The sequence below is a fragment of the Enterorhabdus sp. P55 genome (assembly GCF_009911695.1).
Taxonomy (GTDB): Bacteria; Actinomycetota; Coriobacteriia; order Coriobacteriales; family Eggerthellaceae; genus Enterorhabdus.
The window spans coordinates 1-14,959 of the sequence record NZ_QWKK01000055.1 but is presented as its reverse complement, the minus strand read 5'-3'; the positions used below and the strand labels follow the sequence as shown (position 1 = coordinate 14,959).

The window sequence follows — 14,959 nt, the reverse complement described above, 5'->3', positions numbered from 1 at the left end:
TGCTGCGCCCGCCGCCGAGCACCAGGCAACCGCAGCCGGAGGCCGCGGGCGCCATGCCGCGCCCGCGACGCGCGGCGGCCAGCCGCCGGAGGCCTGGGGCGCGCCGGGAGACGCCGCAGCCTCCCCTGCCGACGACACAGACTTCGAGTTCGTCGAGGACGAGCCGGCCGAGCGGCCGCTGCCAGGCAACCCACGCGACCGGGTGACGGTCGGTTCGCGCCTTGGCGACGAGGCGCACGGCGGCCGCGGCATCGTTATCCAGCCGGGCGCCACCGGTTCCACGCCCGTCATCGGCGTGGACACCGCCCATGCCCGCGTGGTTCCGCGCGCTGACGGCGACGAGCCCCTGCGCCAGGCCACCCCCACCCCACACCTCCAGGGCGCGCTCGAGGGGGCGGTCGCCCTGCCTGACGTGCGCCGCCGCAACCGCTCCAGGCGGCCGTCGAAGGCGCTCGTCGCCGTGGCGGCGCTCGTGGTGGCGGTCGTGGGCGTGGGCGCCTACCTGCTTCTCAACCCGCCGTTCATGAGCCTCACCGTCAACGGCGAGACCATCCAGGTGCCCGGCGACACCACCCTCGACGCCCTCATCGAGAAGGGCACCGTCAGCCCCACGCCCGGCAACCTGCTGGCCGTGGACGGCAGCCTGCTTCAGGAGGGGGGCGGCAAGCGCTTCACCGCCGTGCTCAACGGCGAGCCCTGGGAGGACGGCGCCGCCAGGCTTCCCCGCGACGCCGCGCTCTCCGTAACCGACGGCGCTGATGCGACCGAAGATTACGCCGAGGAGGAGGTGTCGGCCCCGCCGACCATCGAGTTCTCGGGCGTCGGCGCCATCCACGCCTACGCCGGATCGGGCGCAGCCGGCAAGGCCCTGCGCCGCACGGGCGCCGTCTCCGGCCTGACGGTGGACGAGGTGGTGTCCGAGCCGGTCGGCGAGGTCGTGAAGAAGTACAACGCCGACACCGGCGGCGACAAGGTGGTGGCCCTCACCTTCGACGACGGGCCCTGGCCCGACTCGACCAGCGCCATCCTCGACATTCTGGCGGAGAATGACGCGAAGGCCACGTTCTTCACCATCGGCCAGCAGATCAGCGGCGGCAATGCGGATGTCGTCAAGCGCGCCCATGATGCAGGCCACCAGATCAGCAGCCACAGCTACGACCACGCGAGCGCCGGCGACGGCCGCGGGGTGGACATGGGCCGCCAAACGCCCCAAGAGCAGGTGGACGAGGTGCTCAAGGGCTACGAGGCCATCGAAGCCGCCACGGGCGCGGCGGCAAGCCACGCCTTCCGCACCCCGGGCGGCAACTTCAGCGCCGAGACGGCGCAGATACTCCAACCGCACATCACCGCGGAGATCGGCTGGAACATCGACACCGAGGACTGGCGGCGCCCGGGCGCCCAGGCCATCGCCGACCGCATCAAGCAGGCCAAGCCCGGCAGCATCATCCTCATGCACGACGGCGGCGGCGACCGCTCCCAGACGGTGGAGGCCCTGCGCCAGGCGCTTCCCTACCTCAAGGAGCAAGGCTATCGCTTCGTCACCATCGACGAGCTTCTGGCCTACAACGACCCGGCGCAGATGTAGGAATAACGTGATGGGGGGGCCGCCGCGCTGTCGGCGGCCCCCCCATCGTTACGCGACGCCTCCCCTATGACGCGGCAGCCAGCATCTCGCGGGCGTGGGCGAGGGAGGTCTCCGTGGCGTCGCCGGAGAGCATGCGGGCCAGCTCAGCCTCGCGGTCTGCCCCGGACACCTCGCGCAGGGTGGTCTCGGGCGCCTCGGCATCGGACTTCTCCACCACGTAGTGGGTGTCAGCCCATGCTGCCACCTGGGCCAGATGGGTCACGACGATGACCTGGTGGGTGCGCGCCAGATCGGCCAGCACCCGGGCCAGCGCCACGGCCGTCGCCCCGCCCACGCCGGCATCCACCTCGTCGAAGATGAGCGTGTCCACCTCATCATGGGCGCCGAGCACCACCTTGACGGCCAGCATGACGCGGCTCACCTCGCCGCCCGACGCGATGCGGGCGAGGGGACGCGCCTGCATGCCGGCGCCGGGGCGGAAGAAGAACTCCACCGCGTCAGGCCCTGACTTCGACCAGCGCGAACGCTCGAGCAAATCGACCTGGCACTCAAGAGCGGCGCTGCCCATCTCAAGGCGCTCCATGACGGCACTCACAGCTGCGGCGAAGGCCGGCGCGGCGGCGGCACGGGCGAGGTGCAGGGCGTCCGCGGCGACGGCGAGCGCCTCCTCGGCGGCGTCAAGGCGCTCGCGGGCCTCGCGGCGCACGCGGTCGGCGTCATCGACGGAGGCCACAAGCTCCGCCGCCTCGTCCCGCCGGGCGAGCACGTCCTCCAAGCGCGGGCCCCAGCTGCGCAAAAGCCCCTGGAAGGCCGCAGCGCGCTCCTGGGCAGCCGCCAGCTCGGCCGGGTCGAATTCCACGTCCTCGGCGTAGGAGGCCATGTCGCGCGCCACGTCCTCCACGATGAAGCCGGCCTCGCGCAGGGACTGGGCATAGGCGCCGAGCGCCTCGTCGTGGCGCGCCGCATCCTCCAGCAAAGAGGCCGCCGCGCCCAGGGCGTCGAGGGCTCCCCCCTCGCCAGCCAATCCCTCGCTCGCGCCGTGGGCGGCCCGGGCAAGGGCCTCGGCGTTCTCCGTGCGGGAGAGGTAGGCCACGAGCTCCTCGTATTCTCCCTCCTGCGGGTTCACGGCCTCTATCTGGGAGAGGGCGAAACGCGCCTCGTCGAGGGCGGTTGCCGAGGCGCTCGCCGCCTCGCACACGCGCTCATAGGCTGCCGCAGCGCTGACGGCGTCGGTCCAGGCGGCGTCCCATGCAGCGCGCGCCTCGGCAACCGCCGCGCCTCCCCAGGCGTCGAGGAGCCGGCCGTGGGAGGAGGACGCCATGAGCGCCTGATGCTCGTGCTGGCCGCACAGGTCGATGGAGGGCCCCACGCGCTCGGCCAGCTCAGTGACGCTCGCCATGGCGCCGTTGAGCGTCACGCGGCTGCGCCCGTCCGCCGAGAGCCGCCGCGTGACCACCAGCTCGAGGTCATCGCCGGCCTCGGCGCCGTCCGCATCGCCACGCGCGTCCGGATCGGCGTGCCCGGCAGATGTCGCAGGCGATGCGGCGCCTCCGATGTCCGCCGAGGGCGCCAGGCCATCGGAAGCACCCCCCGCGAGCGACGCGCGCAGGTAGAACCGCCCGCTCACGCGCGCGGCGGCGCTCCCCTCGCGCACGGCGCCCTTGTCGGCACGCGCCCCCATGAGCAGCTTGGCCGCCGAGAGCAGCGCCGTCTTGCCGGCGCCGGTCTCGCCCGTGAGCACGGTGAGATGCGCCGAGGGCGTCATGGATGCCGACCGGATGAGGGCCACGTCCTCCACTTGTATCTCGTCGATCATGGTGCCTCCTTCAGGCGCCTTGCCTTTCGCGCCTAGCTTATCGCAGCCCTGTCGAAACGCAGGGCAAACCGACCCGTTCCGGCCAAAACGGCCACGGTTTACGCACGCTAGGCCAGCGATCCCGCGTAAACCGTGGCCGTTTTGGCCCGATTTGCCCTTGTTTGCGCGTTCTCACGCGTAAATCATAGCCTTTTTGGCCAGAAATCCGCCATCCCCCGCCTTTGCCCGAACTGCGACCACGACGGCACGCGCGGGCAGGCCGACGCCGAGGGACCGGCCCCCGGATCGCAGCCCCCCGCCCCGCGTGAGTCAGCCCCCTCCGGGGCCCGGCCCCGCGCCGCGCGAATCGCCCTCCCGAGGCCCGAGCGCCGTTCCGCGTGCCCCAAGCCGCCGCCATGGTTCCGGATAGGGACGCGCCAGGGAGCGGGGGCATCCGGAAGCCCTCCCCTGCGAGCAAGGCCGGCTTCAGCGAAGGCCGGCCCTCTGCAGGTTCTCGCGGGCTGGGCACAGGATCCCGGCCCCAGCGGACGGCACTCCGGACCCGAGCCCCGCTCCGCGTGAGTCAGCCCCTCCGGGCCCTCCCCCGTTCAACGCGAATCAGCCCTCCGGGACTCGCCCCGCTCCGCGCGAATCGGCCCTCCGGAACCAGACCCCCGCTCCGAGCACCCGCAACGTCCCCGAGGCCACGCCCCGCATCCCGCGCTGGCGCATCAGCCCCCTCCCCGAGGGGCCGACTAGCACCCAGGCCACCAGAACGGCTGCCCCCCAAGATCGCATCCCGCACCCGTCCAGCGCGCGCCCGCCTCCCCCGCACGCATCAGCGCGACGAGCCGCCGCTCGCCAGACCGGACGCAACACCCCTTTGCACGACGCCCGCCAAGCCTCGGACGCGCGCAGAAGGGACACCACGCCCCTTTACGGCAAACGGCTTCACCGGCCTTGACGCCAACGCCTCCGTCGCCGCGATCCGCAGCCCCCGCCGACCGCACGCCCAGCAGGGCCGCAGGACTCCGGTGATACGCCCCCTCAGGACGCCCACGCCCCGCCAACGAGGCCAGCAGGAGCTCCTCGCGTCATCCGCCCCAGGACCGCGCGCTACGAGCGGCGGGAGCTGCCGTAGGCAGCGTGCTTGCGATTGCCGTAGGCGCTCCCCTTGCGAGCCGTCTTACGCAGATCCTTCAGCACATCGTCCTCGCTCTGGCCCTCGACGCTCGCGCGCAGCTTCACCACCTGGTCGCGCAGGCGTGCGGCCTCCTCGAAGTCCATGTCGCGCGAGGCTGCGGCCATGTCGTCCTCCATCGACGAGATGATGCGCAGCACCTCCTCGCGCGAGAGCTCCGCGAGCTCCTTGTTCACCTGCTCGGCCGTGACCGATCCGGCCTCATCGGCCACGTAGCCCATGATGTCGTTGATGGCCTTGCGGATGGTCTGCGGCTCGATGCCGTGCTCCTCGTTGTAGGCCATCTGTATCTCGCGACGACGCCGCGTCTCGGTGATGGCGCGGTCCATGGAATCGGTGATGCGGTCGGCGTACATGATGACCTGGCCCGACACGTTACGGGCCGCGCGCCCGATGGTCTGGATGAGCGAGCGGTGGTTGCGGAGGAACCCCTCTTTGTCGGCGTCGAGGATGGCCACGAGCGACACCTCGGGCAAGTCAAGGCCCTCGCGCAGGAGGTTGATGCCCACGAGCACGTCGAACTCGCCGCGACGCAGGGCCGAGAGTATCTCCACGCGCTCGAGCGTGGCGATGTCCGAGTGCATGTAGCGGGCGCGCACCCCCTGGTCGAGCAGGTGGTCGGTCAGGTCCTCCGCCATCTTCTTGGTAAGCGTGGTGATGAGCACGCGCTCATCGCGGGCCGCGCGCTCCTTCGCCTCGTCGATGATGTCGTCGATCTGGCTCGCGCTCGTACGCACGACGATCTCCGGATCGAGCAGGCCCGTCGGGCGGATGATCTGCTCCACCTGGGCCTGGGACACCTTCTCCTCGTAGTCGCCCGGGGTGGCCGACACGTAGACGAACTGCGGCACGCGCTGCTCGAACTCATCGAAGCGCAAGGGGCGGTTGTCCAGGCAGCTCGGCAGACGGAACCCGTGCTCGGCTAGGGTGATCTTGCGCGAGCGATCGCCCTCGTGCATGCCGCGGATCTGCGGGACGGTGACGTGGGACTCGTCGATGATGCAGAGGAAGTCGCGCGGGAAGTAGTCGATGAGCGTGTAGGGCGGCTCGCCCGGCTCGCGCCCGTCGAGGTGGCGCGAGTAGTTCTCGATGCCGGAGCAGAAGCCCATGGTCTCGAGCATCTCCAAATCGTAGTTGACGCGCATCTCCAGGCGCTGGGCCTCGAGGAGCTTGCCGTCTTCGTTGAACTGAGCCAGGCGCTCGCGCAGCTCGTCCTGGATGGTGCGGATGGCGCGATCCATCTTGGGGCGCGCGGTGACGTAGTGCGACGCCGGCCAGATGGGCAGCGCCTCATAGGTCTGCAGCACCTCGCCGGTGACGTGGTCGACCTCGGCTATCTCCTCGATCTCATCCCCCCAGAACTCGATGCGCAGCGGGTTGTCGGCATAGGGCGGGAACACGTCGAGCGCATCCCCGCGCACGCGGAACGTGCCGCGCTTGAGCTCGTAGTCGTTGCGATCGTACTGGATGTCGATGAGGTCGTGAATCACGTCGTCCCGATCGGCCGGAACCTCCTTGTCCACGAACACGGCCATGCCCGCGTAGTCCATGGGGCTGCCGATGCCGTAGATGCAGCTCACCGACGCCACCACGATGACGTCGCGGCGGCTGAGCAGGGCGCTCGTGGCCGCATGGCGCAGCTTCTCCACCTCTTCGTTGATGGAGGCGTCCTTCTCGATGAAGGTATCCGACGCCGGCACGTAGGCCTCAGGCTGGTAGTAGTCGTAGTAGGAGACGAAGTAGACGACGGCGTTGTTGGGGAAGAACTCCTTGAGCTCGGCGGCGAGCTGGGCCGCGAGCGTCTTGTTCGGCGCCAGAACCAAGGTGGGCTTCTGCACGGCCTCGATGGTCTTGGCCATGGTGAAGGTCTTGCCCGAGCCCGTCACGCCGAGCAGCGTCTGGTAGCGCAGCCCCTCCTCGATGCCGGCGGCGAGCTTGCGCACCGCCTCGGGCTGATCGCCCGACAGCTCGAAGGGCGAGGTCACTTTGAGCGGCGTAGACGCCAGGCGCACCTCGGGCAGCTTCCCCTCCATGGCCACGCCCTCCAAGTTGGAAAGATGAGACATCCCGCCTCCTCGCCTCAGTTCAAACGTACAGTTGTTCTACTATACCATAAGAGCCTGGCAAAGAAGGCGGGATGGAAAACTCGTCACAGAGGCGCTACAGGGCAGCCTGGTAGTCCTCCCACCAGGCGATGACCTTGTTGCGGAGCTCCTCTTTGGTGCCGTCGTTGCTGAACACCACGTCGGAGGCCTCGATGCGATCGGCGTCGGTGATCTGGCGGGCGATGCGGCGGCGCACGTCGGCCTCATCAAAGCCGGAGGCCACGGCGCGCTCGATGCGCAGATCGAGCGGCGCGAGCACGGCCAGCACCACGTCAGCCGAGTAGGCCAGCGACATCTCGCGGTTCTTGAAGACGGAGTACTCCACCACCACCGCGTCGTTGCCCTCGGCCTCGAGCTGGGCAAGCAGGTCGGTGTAGACCTCCTCGATGCGCGGCATGGTGATGCGGTTGAGCTTGCGCGTGTCGGCCGGGGACATGAACGCGCGGGCGGCCACCGCGCTGCGGATGACCTCGCCGTCGGCGTCGAGCACGCCAGCGCCGAAGGTCTCGGCCAGCTCCTCCTTCACCGTATCCCACTTGAGCACCTGATGGCCCACCTCATCCAGGTCGATGTAGGGCAGCCCCGCGTCCACGAGGGCCTGGCGCGCCGTGGACTTGCCCGCGCCCATGCCGCCCACCACGAATATCTTCCTCATCTATCCGACCTCCTCGATCACGGCGCCCCCCAGCACGGTGGAGCCTTGGTAGAACACTGCCCACTGACCGGGCGCCGTGAGCGGCTGCGGCTCGCGCAGCCGGACGGTCGCCCCGCCGTCTTCTCTGGGAACAATGATACACGCAGCCGGGCGCGATCGGTAACGGAGTTTCACCATGGCGTCGGCGGGGGCGTTCAAGCCGTCGACGGCCTGCCAGTTGACCGGCCCCGTCTCCACGCGCGCGAGCGTGGCCGCGGCAGCCGGGCCCACCACGAGCGCGTTGTCTGCCACGCGCTTGGCCAGCACGTAGTACGGCTCGGGGCCGGCCACGCCGATGCCCTTGCGCTGGCCGACGGTATAGCAGGCCAACCCCTGGTGACGCCCCACCTCGCGCCCATCGGGCAGGAGGATGGGGCCTGGCTCGGCCGTGACGCCACGTTCGGCCAGAAACGCCCGATAGCCCTGGGGCGCGAAACAGATGTCTTGGCTCTCGGGCGCATCAGCGCAGGCCAGGCCCAGGTCGGCGGCGGCAGCGCGCACGGCCAGCTTGGTCATGCCTCCCAGCGGCAGCACGAGCCGCGCGAGCTGGCCCTGCGTGAGGGCTGCCAGCATGTAGCTCTGATCCTTGGCGTGGTCGAGCGCGGCGAGCACCGCCCAGCGCCCGTCGGTCAGGTGCCCCACGCGCGCGTAGTGGCCCGTAGCGACCGCTGCGCAGCCCAGCTCGTCGGCGACAGCCAGAAGCGCCGGCAGCTTCACCGCGGCGTTGCAGCCCACGCACGGGCTCGGCGTGAGGCCCGCCGCGTAGGCCGCGGCGAAGGGCGCGGCCACAGCTCGCTCGAAGAGCTCCTCGCGCGCTATCACGTGGTGCTCGGCGCCCAAGCGCGCGCAGACCCCCGCAGCGGTCTCGGCCGCAGCGCGGGCCTCAGGCGTGTCCTGCAGCACGAGGGTGACGCCTGCCACCTCATAGCCCTCGGCCTGAAGCGCCGCCACAGCCACCGAGCTGTCCACTCCCCCGCTCATGCCGAGCGCCACGCGGCCGCGCGCTGCGGGCGCGCCCGCAGCTGTGGCGGCTGCCATCGAGGCGCTCCCCGCTGCGTCTGCCGCCGGGGCGCTCCCAGCCCCCTCGCTCCGCTCCTCGGCCATAACAGCCCCCTTTCCACGAAAACCGGGCTCGCTTTGCAAATTTCGACGGTTTTGCACTCGCGGGTCGGCCGCCAACGCCGTCTTGAGTTGCTCCGGATTGACGCGACCAGGGGAAACACCGGGAAATCGACTCCCCAGGGGCGTCCTCGGCGCCCCAGCCGTGGGCGCAAGAGTGCAAAACCGTCAAAATTTGCAAGCCACAACGAAAAAAGAGGAGCGGAGCACTCGGCCCCGCCCCTCGCAAAGGACTTGCTCGCCCGCGGCGACTACTCGGCGGCAGTCTCCTCGGTCTTCTCGGCGCGCTCCTTCTTGCGCTTGGCCGGGCGCTCCTCGGCCTGGATGGACTCGTCCACCTCGATCTCGTAGCCGAGCTCCTCGGCAGCAGCCTTCATCGACAGGGAGATACGGCGACGATCCGGGTTGATCTCCATGACCTTGACCTTCACCTCGTCGCCAGCCTTGACGACCTGGGCCGGGGTGTCGATGTGGCGGCCGGCCATCTCGGAGATGTGCACGAGGCCCTCGATGGAATCGCCGAGCGCGATGAACGCGCCGAAGGGCACGATCTTGGTGACCTTGCCGTCGACGATGGTGCCCACGGGGTAGGACTCGACCAGCTTGATCCAGGGATCCTCGGTGGTCTGCTTGAGGCCGAGCGAGATGCGCTCACGCTGCAGATCGACGTCGAGCACCTCGACCTCCACCTCGTCGCCCACCTTGACGACCTCGGAGGGATGGTTGACGTGGTTCCAGGACAGCTCGGAGATGTGCACCAGGCCGTCGATGCCGCCCAGATCCACGAAGGCGCCGAAGTCCACGATGGAGGAGACGGTGCCCTTGAGGCGCATGCCCTTGGAGAGCTTGGAGAGGATCTCGGCGCGCTCGTTCTTGCGGCCCTCCTCCAGCAGCACGCGGCGGGACAGCACGACGTTGTTGCGGTTGCGGTCCATCTCGATGACGCGGGCCTCGATCTCGGTGCCCAGGTACATGTCGAGGTCCTTCACGCGGCGCAGGTCCACGAGGGAGGCAGGCAGGAAGCCGCGCAGGCCGATGTCGAGGATGAGGCCGCCCTTGACCACCTCGATGACCTCGCCGGTGACGACCTCGCCGGCCTTGAACTTCTCCTCGACGCGGATCCAGGCGCGCTCGTACTCGGCGCGCTTCTTGGAAAGGATCAGGCGACCGTCCTTGTCCTCCTTCTGAAGAACCAGGGCCTCGATCTTATCGCCCAGGCTGACGATGTCAGCCGGGTCGGCGTCCTTGCGGATGGACAGCTCGCGGGAGGGGATGACGCCCTCGCTCTTGAAGCCGATGTCCACGAGCACCTCATCGTGCTCCAGCTTGACGACGGTGCCGTCGACGAGATCTCCCTCGTCGAAGTCGGTCAGCGTGCCGTCGATCATCTCGTTCATCTGCTCGTCGGAGATGTCGGAGAAGTCGATTACGGACGTGTTCTTGATTTCGGTCAAAACGGACCCCTTTCGAACATTACATTCTGGGGACCCTTCGTCATGATTGATTGATGCTTGCCATGTTCGCTTGCACGAGCTTGCTCAGGACGGTCAATAAAACATGTCTCGGGGGCCAACAGATACCTACTCCTGCGGGTTTTCCGCAAGTTTGGCTAGTATATCACGGCTACGCGGGGGGTTTTCGAGAATTTCACCGCTTTGCGAGGGAATTCGCGCCCGCGCCATAAACACGCCGCGCGCGACCCCTAGGACTGGGCGCGCGCCTCCTCGAGGGCGTAGGTCATCTGGTCGGCGCAGGAGGTGGCGCGCGGGCCGCAGGTGTTGCCGCGCAAAAGCGCGACCACGTCGTCGACGCGCTGGCCGGCCACGAGCTTGGCGATGGCCTTCAGGTTGCCGTCGCAGCCGCCGGTAAAGCGGATCTCCTTGATGATGTCGCCGTCGAGCTCGACCTCGATGAGCTTGGAGCAGACGCCCCGGGGTCGGAAGGTGTGCATGTCGGTTCCTCTCGTTCGCCTTGCCTTTCCTCAGGGCGCCATTGTGACACAAGCCGTCGGCGACGCGAATGGCAGGACGCGCGAAGGGCACGCGAAAGCGGGGCGCGGACGCCCCGCCGACGTTAGGAGAACAAGGCGACCAGGCGGTCGAGGATGGTGGGCTCGGGTTCCGGCTCCGGCTCGGGCTCCGGCTCGGACTCGGGCTCCACCGGGGCGATGGCCATCACGAACTGCACGGCCGCCACCGACTGGTTGCGTGCGTCGACGAAAGACGCGGGCTCGAAGGCGGGAAACTCGTAATCGGCCATGAGCTCGTCCATCGAGGCGCGCATGCGCGCCGGCAGGTCGGCCGTCTCGCCGGCGAGCTGCCCCGCGCCCGCGGAGAGCGAGCCGGCGCCGGAGGCCAGCTGCCCGATGCCTCCGGCCAGCGCATCGGCCCCGCCCACGAGCGCGCGGGCGCCCGCGGCCGCCTGTCCCGCGCCGTCGGCGTAGGCGGAAAGCCCCTGATCGAAGGAGCGGTACTGGGCGGCCAGCTGGCTAAGGCCGGCCGACAGCTCGGCCAGCTGGCCGAGGGCCGCGGCCGGATCCGCCTCCTCAAGCCCCGCGGCGACCGCGCGCAGCGACGCCGCGAAGAACGCCGGCGAGCCCTTGGTCGCCGCATCGCCGCCGAGCACGGCCAGCAGCTGGCGGGTGCCGTCGAAGGCCCCCTTCACGGCCTGGTAGGTGCCGCGGGCGCGCTGGGCGGCCTCGTAGGTGCGCGCCAGCTCGGCGGCCGTGGCGGCGTCGGCGGGGTTGCCCGACTTCTGAGCCGCCGCCATAAGCGAGCCGATCTGCTCCGGGGTGAGCGTGCCCTCCGGGATGGCGGCCAGCGCGCCGTCGAGCGCGGCGAGCGCAGAGCCGAAGCCGTCGCGCACCGCGGCGGACTGCGCGCCCAGGTCATCAAGGCCGCCGGCGAGCGAGCGCAGCGCCGGCGCCAGCTGCCCAAGCTCCTCGACGCCCGAGAAGTCAGCGCCCGCAAGGCCCGCGGACAGCGCGTCAAGGGCGCCCGCGACCTGTGCCGACGCAGACGTCAGGCTGCCCGAGGACGCCGCCAGCGCGTCGAGCCCCTCGGAGAGGGCCCGCGCGCCGTCCCGCAGGCTCGCGCCGCCCTCCGCGAGCGAGCCCGCCCCCAAGGCGAGCGAGGCCGTGCCCTCGTCGAGCGCGGAGATGGCGTCGGCGAGCTGGCCCATCTGCCCCTCCAGGTCGGACGCGTCGGGCATCTCCACCACCGTGGCGTAGGGCAGCGCCGCCAGCTGGGCGCCGGCGAGCGCGAAGTCCTCGACGTGCCCGGTGAACGTGAAGTCGCCGTCGCGCCCCGGCAGCAGGGTGAAGGCCACCGTCTTATCCGCGCCGGCCATCGCCACCACGGCCCCCCCGGCGCGCACGTCAGTCCAGGCCTCGCCGTCGAGCGTGAACGTCGCCTGCACCATATAGCTCTCGGCGAAGGCGGGGTCGGCATCGGGGTTGCGCGTCACCGTGAGGCGCACCTCGGCGTCGCCCGACTTGCCCGCGATCTGCTCCGGCGTCATCTTCTGCCCGTTCAGGCGGTAGGACACCGCCACATCCCACGGCAGCGTCGCCGCGGCGGGGGCGGTGCCCTGGTAGGAGAAGACGCCCTCCCCGACCGACGCCTCGATGCCGTCTGCGGCGTCGGCCCCGTTCGTCGCCGGGCGAAGGGCCTGGCCGGTGAGGCTCGCGCGCTCGTCGTAGGCGCCCCAGTCCGTGACGAGGCCCGCTGCGGACACGTCGAAGCGGTTCACCACGTAGACGCCCTCAGGCGCGCCCTCGGCCGACAGGTTGGCGTAGACCACCTCGGTCTTCTCAAACGCGGCAGGCTCGGAGGCGGCCGGCGCGCCCGCAGAGCCGGCGGGCGCATCGTCCCCGCGGGCCAGCGCAGGGCCGAGCCCGGTGAGCACGAGCGAGAGGGCGAGCAGGCCGGCCAGGCCGGCGCGGGAGAACAGGGGCTTGCTCATGAGGCGTCTCCTTCTTCGGAAAGCGGGCGCGCGGCACGGGGGCCGGGGGCGGGAACGGCAGCAGCGGGCGCGGGCGCGGAGGCGGACCCTCCCGCCCCGGACTCCGCGCTGAAAAAGCCGCTCCGCCAGGTGGTGCGACGGATGAGGCCGTCGCCGTAGACGAGCAGCGCGGGCAGGAAGCACGTGACCATGCCCAGCGAGATGAGCGCGCCGCGGCCGAGCAAAAGGCCCAGGCTCGCCACGGCACCGATGGACGACGACACCGCCAGCGCGAAGCCGGCCGTGGCCAGGATGCCGGCCGACACCAGGATCGACGGGAACGCCTCGCCGAGCGCCGCGAACACGGCCTGGCGCGCCGGCATGCGGCGGCGATGGGCCAGGTAGTGCGACGTGAGCAGGATTCCGTAGTCGATGGTGGCACCCAGCTGGACGGTGTTGACGACCAGGTAGCCGATGAAGTTCACCTTGGTGCCCATGAAGTACGGAATGGCCAGGTTGATCCAGATGCCGCACTCGATGGCCAGCAGCAGCGCCACGGGCAGCCCGAGGGAGCGGAAGGTGACCGCCACCACCAGGAAGATGGCGATGACGGCCACGAGGCTCACCACCACGTTGTCCACGGCCACGATGCTCTTCATGTCGTAGAGGTTGGCCGACTGGCCCGCCGCGTAGAATTCGCCATAGCGCGCAGCGGCCGCGTCCTCCACCGCCTGCACGGCGGCGAACGCCTCGGCGCTCTCCACGTCAGTGTCGAGGTAGGCGATGATGCGCGCGTAGTCGCCAGAGTAGAACTGGCTGGTCACAGCCTCATCGAGGAACTCCGGCGGGATGTCCGCGCCCACCGTGGCCGCATATCCCATGACGCCCGTCACGTGGTCGAGCGCCGCCAGGTCGCGCGAGAGCGCCGCCTCGGCGCCGACGTCTCCCCGCGGCACGAGCACGGCCACGGCGTTGGCCTGGCCGAACTCCTCCTGCACCATGAGCGTGTCGGCGCCCGCGCGCAACGTGGGATCGGCCACGTTGTTCTGGTAGGTGAACACCACGTTGGCCTGGCCGAGGAAGGCCGGCACCGCGAGCACCGCCACCAGCGCGAGCACCGGAACGCGTACCCGCGCGAGCGGCGCGCCGATGCGGGCAAAGGAGGGCATGAGGGGGCGGTGGGTAGTGCGGTCGATGAGCCGGCAGAGGCACAGCGTGAGCGCCGGCAGGAACACCATGACCGTCACGAACGACAGCACGATGCCCTTCACCAGGTTGAACCCGAGGTCGGCGCCAATCTGGAACTGCATGAACGCGAGCGCCGCGAAGCCGAAGAGCGTCGTGGTGGCGCTCGCGGCGATGGTGCCGGCCGACGAGCGCACCGCGCGCGCCATGGCGTCCTCGATGCTGCCGCCGCGCCGCCGCTCGGCCGCGAAGGCGTGCAGCAGGAAGATGGCGTAGTCAAGCGACACGGCCAGCTGGAGGATGGGGCTCACCGAGAAGGTGACGAAGGACACCGAGCCCAGGAAAAGATTGGTGCCCATGTTGATGAGGATGGACACGCCGATGGCGGCCAGGAACAGCACCGGCTCGATCCACGAGAGCGTGGAGACCACGAGCAAAAGCACGATGATGGGAACGACGATGGCGACGGCCTTGAGCACCTGGTCGACCATGGACTCCCGCATCTGGGCGGTGTCCATGGCCTCGCCGGCCACGGCGTTGCCGGACCCCGCCTCGTCGACGAGGGCGCGCAGGGCCGCGATGGCAGGGCCCTCCTCCCCTTCGGTCACCGACACCTGGAACAGGGCGGCGCCGTCGCGGTAGTACTGCTCCACCGTCGCCTCGTCGAGGGCCGCAAGCGGCGTGGCCACATCCGCCACGTCATCGAGCCAGAGCACCGACTCCACGCCGGGAACGCGCGCGATGGCGTCCTTCAGCGCAAGCGCGCCGGGCACGTCCACATCGTGGACGAGAACGCTCGCGTTGGGGATGGCCTGGTCGAACTCGTCGGCCATGATGCGCACGGCATCGGTGGACTGGGCCTCGGGAGGCAGGTAGTCCACCATGTCGTAGTTGACCTTGACAAAGGGGATGAGCGCTGCGCACACGACGGCCACGGCGACGAACGTCGCCACCACGGCTCGTCGGCGGGCCAGCATCCCCGAGATGAGCTTGTCCATGGGAATAGCATACCAGTCGCGCCCGGCAGACGGGCGGACGCCGGACAAACCCCACGAACCACAGGCTGAGCGATGCCTCTCCGCGCATCGGATACGCGCAAAGTGGCCAAAAACGACGACCTGACGACAGATAATCGGAGAATTCGCCCCCAGAGAGTCCTCGCGCCTTCCGATGAGCAGAGCCGACCTGGGCTTTTGCGAAAGAAGATGAGCGCCCAGGCGCGGAAAGCGTCGTCAGGTCGTCGTTTTTGGCCACTTTGCGCGTCAGGATCGCGCGGGGCGGCGCAGGCGGTGCGGGAACTGGGGGGGGCACAGCGCGAGCGGGGCGGGGTCGG

9 protein-coding genes are annotated in these 14,959 nt (G+C 70.0%); 1 reads left to right on the top strand and 8 read right to left on the bottom strand.

Features of this window, described 5'->3' with window-relative positions; all coding sequences use genetic code 11:
• On the top strand, window positions 1-1,585 hold a 1,585-nt coding region (locus tag D1643_RS06680), incomplete at its 5' end, for a polysaccharide deacetylase family protein (RefSeq protein ID WP_236643433.1).
• A 64-nt stretch (window positions 1,586-1,649) separates the two neighbouring features.
• Here D1643_RS06680 and recN read toward each other — a convergent pair.
• The 8 genes from recN to D1643_RS06640 all read right to left on the bottom strand — a co-directional run bounded on the left by recN (window position 1,650) and on the right by D1643_RS06640 (window position 14,624).
• A complete protein-coding gene (gene recN, locus D1643_RS06675) occupies window positions 1,650-3,401 on the bottom strand; it encodes a DNA repair protein RecN (RefSeq protein WP_160709885.1) in 1,752 nt (583 codons plus the stop codon).
• 1,095 nt (window positions 3,402-4,496) lie between these two features.
• On the bottom strand, window positions 4,497-6,647 hold the full coding sequence (uvrB, locus tag D1643_RS06670) for an excinuclease ABC subunit UvrB (RefSeq protein ID WP_160709884.1): 2,151 nt from the start codon (window positions 6,645-6,647) through the stop codon (window positions 4,497-4,499).
• Window positions 6,648-6,741: 94 nt separating this feature from the next.
• On the bottom strand, window positions 6,742-7,341 hold the full coding sequence (gene coaE / locus D1643_RS06665; RefSeq protein WP_160709883.1) for a dephospho-CoA kinase: 600 nt from the start codon (window positions 7,339-7,341) through the stop codon (window positions 6,742-6,744).
• Entirely contained in the window at window positions 7,342-8,484 is a 1,143-nt protein-coding gene (mnmA, locus tag D1643_RS06660) for a tRNA 2-thiouridine(34) synthase MnmA (RefSeq protein WP_236643432.1), read from the bottom strand. It lies immediately after the preceding gene.
• A 266-nt stretch (window positions 8,485-8,750) separates the two neighbouring features.
• Window positions 8,751-9,896, bottom strand: coding sequence for a 30S ribosomal protein S1 (gene rpsA, locus D1643_RS06655; RefSeq protein WP_370520312.1), 1,146 nt, complete (start codon window positions 9,894-9,896; stop codon window positions 8,751-8,753).
• Between the two features lie 305 nt (window positions 9,897-10,201).
• Window positions 10,202-10,450 carry a TIGR03905 family TSCPD domain-containing protein gene (locus D1643_RS06650; RefSeq protein WP_160709881.1) on the bottom strand — a complete coding sequence of 83 codons (249 nt, stop codon included), beginning with the start codon at window positions 10,448-10,450 and terminating at the stop codon, window positions 10,202-10,204.
• A gap of 122 nt (window positions 10,451-10,572) precedes the next feature.
• A complete protein-coding gene (locus tag D1643_RS06645) occupies window positions 10,573-12,462 on the bottom strand; it encodes a hypothetical protein (protein WP_160709880.1) in 1,890 nt (629 codons plus the stop codon).
• Window positions 12,459-14,624 carry an RND family transporter gene (locus tag D1643_RS06640; RefSeq protein WP_160709879.1) on the bottom strand — a complete coding sequence of 722 codons (2,166 nt, stop codon included), beginning with the start codon at window positions 14,622-14,624 and terminating at the stop codon, window positions 12,459-12,461. Before D1643_RS06640 ends, D1643_RS06645 begins: the two co-directional genes overlap by 4 nt.
• Window positions 14,625-14,959: the final 335 nt, after the last annotated feature.

What these genes read in the sequence shown, in the direction of transcription:
- coaE (WP_160709883.1), bottom strand. Translation starts at nt 7,341, where the DNA reads ATGAGGAAGATATTCGTGGTGGGCGGCATGGGCGCGGGCAAGTCCACG.
- D1643_RS06645 (WP_160709880.1), bottom strand. Translation starts at nt 12,462, where the DNA reads ATGAGCAAGCCCCTGTTCTCCCGCGCCGGCCTGGCCGGCCTGCTCGCC.
- rpsA (WP_370520312.1), bottom strand. Translation starts at nt 9,896, where the DNA reads ATGAACGAGATGATCGACGGCACGCTGACCGACTTCGACGAGGGAGAT.
- mnmA (WP_236643432.1), bottom strand. Translation starts at nt 8,484, where the DNA reads ATGGCCGAGGAGCGGAGCGAGGGGGCTGGGAGCGCCCCGGCGGCAGAC.
- uvrB (WP_160709884.1), bottom strand. Translation starts at nt 6,647, where the DNA reads ATGTCTCATCTTTCCAACTTGGAGGGCGTGGCCATGGAGGGGAAGCTG.
- D1643_RS06640 (WP_160709879.1), bottom strand. Translation starts at nt 14,624, where the DNA reads ATGGACAAGCTCATCTCGGGGATGCTGGCCCGCCGACGAGCCGTGGTG.
- recN (WP_160709885.1), bottom strand. Translation starts at nt 3,401, where the DNA reads ATGATCGACGAGATACAAGTGGAGGACGTGGCCCTCATCCGGTCGGCA.
- D1643_RS06650 (WP_160709881.1), bottom strand. Translation starts at nt 10,450, where the DNA reads ATGCACACCTTCCGACCCCGGGGCGTCTGCTCCAAGCTCATCGAGGTC.